This is a genomic window from Candidatus Deferrimicrobiaceae bacterium, from assembly GCA_035256765.1.
In the GTDB taxonomy this organism is placed as follows: domain Bacteria; phylum Desulfobacterota; class Deferrimicrobia; order Deferrimicrobiales; family Deferrimicrobiaceae; genus CSP1-8.
On sequence record DATEXR010000049.1, the window covers coordinates 1 to 1,587 of the forward strand.

Genomic DNA, 1,587 nt, shown 5'->3' on the forward strand with positions numbered 1-1,587 from the left:
CTCTCGGTGCGTCAAGCTATTTACGAGACGGTGCACTAGCCGGTCTTGTCGAACGCAAGGGCCGCGGAGTTGATGCAATACCGAAGCCCCGTCGGTTTCGGCCCGTCGGAAAAGACATGCCCGAGATGGCTGTCGCACCGGGCGCACAGAACCTCGGTCCGCGTCATGAAGAAGCTCCTGTCCTTCTCCGTCCGGATATTCTCCGCCGCGACCGGCTCGTAGAACTCGGCCACCCGGTCCCCGAATCGAACATCGTGTCCGACAGGAACAGGTCGTTCTCGCAGGCGGCGCACCGGTAGGTCCCCTTGTCATGGGTGTTCGAGTATTTCCCCGTGAACGCCCGCTCCGTTCCCTTGCGCCTCAGGATCTGATACTGCTCCGGGGTCAGCTGCTTCTTCCACTCGGCATCGGATTTCACCACCCTGTCGACCATGACGTATCCTTTCTTCTGCACCGAATACACCTTGAGTTGCGCGAGCCGTTCCTCCCCGGCCGCCTCCTTCGGCCCCCTCGCCAGGAAAATCCCCCCGCCGAGGATGGAGAAGGCGGGGGCGAACAGCAACAAGGACAGAACCTCCCTTCGACTCTTCCTCCGACCCTTCATCCGCTTCCCCCTTCCCGTTCCCCGTATCGCCCCGGATCCCATCCCCTTGTTCCACGCATGACGACGACATCCAATTATTGGATCACCAGGATCGGAAAAAGATTCGATCGATCTCCTCGAGGGTGGGGATGCTCGCCCTGCCGCCCACTTTCCTGCAGGAAAGGGCGGCGGCGGCATTGCTGAAGGAAAGAATCTCGGGAAACGGCCTGTCCGCGAGAAGGGCGAACAGGAACCCCGCGTGAAAGACGTCCCCCGCTCCCGTCGTGTCTGCCGCGGCCACCCGGATCCCCCGCGCATGGAGGACATCCCCGCCGTCAAACCCCACGGCGCCGTCGGCCCCCAGGGTCACGGTCGCGGTGCGCGGCGAATAGCGGCGGTGGATTTCCCGGACTCCATGGGGGGGCGCCGCGCCGGGGAAAAGCGCTTCGACGAAAGAAGACGCCGCCACGATGTGGTCGCACAGGCCAAGGAGTTCCTCGGTCCCCTCCTGGACCTTTTCGGCGTCCAGGACGACCGGCACCCCCGCCTCCATCGCCGCCCGGGCGGATTCCCGGGAAGCCGGGACATCGTGGCCGTCGACGAGCACGGCGCGGGCCCGCCGGATCTCCTCGCCGGGGATCTCCCCGGGGCGGATCCGGATCCGGGCGTCCCTCTCCCACAGGATCGTTCTCTCCCCCGAATCTCCCTGGATGAGGATGACCGCAAACTGGGAGACGGCCCCGGGGACGGTCCTCGCATGGGATACGTCGACCCCCTCTTCCCGCAGAAGGGAAAGGGAGAGCCGCCCGTGCTCGTCGTCCCCCACGTTCCCCACGTACATCGTCCGAAGGCCCCACCGCGAGAGCGCCACGAGGGCGGTGGCCACCTGCCCCCCTCCCTGCCTCGAGAAACCGGTCATCCGGAGCTTCTCCCCCGGCACGGGGTAGCGCGGAACGCAGCACAGGTAATCGATCGCATTCAGCCCGATTCCGACGACGTCGAAC

The 1,587-nt window shown here is 65.5% G+C and carries 3 protein-coding genes; all 3 read right to left on the minus strand.

Going from position 1 to position 1,587, the window contains the following annotated elements:
* Window positions 1-35 precede the first annotated feature (35 nt).
* Window positions 36-167, minus strand: coding sequence for a peptide-methionine (R)-S-oxide reductase (locus tag VJ307_01605; protein ID HJX72824.1), 132 nt, complete (start codon window positions 165-167; stop codon window positions 36-38).
* The gene (locus VJ307_01610) at window positions 164-604 is read right to left on the minus strand and encodes a peptide-methionine (R)-S-oxide reductase (protein HJX72825.1); all 441 of its coding nucleotides are present in this window, start codon (window positions 602-604) and stop codon (window positions 164-166) included. The genes VJ307_01605 and VJ307_01610 overlap by 4 nt, the downstream gene beginning before the upstream one ends.
* A gap of 82 nt (window positions 605-686) precedes the next feature.
* Window positions 687-1,587 (minus strand): PfkB family carbohydrate kinase (locus VJ307_01615; GenBank protein HJX72826.1); only part of this gene is annotated, 901 nt, incomplete at its 5' end.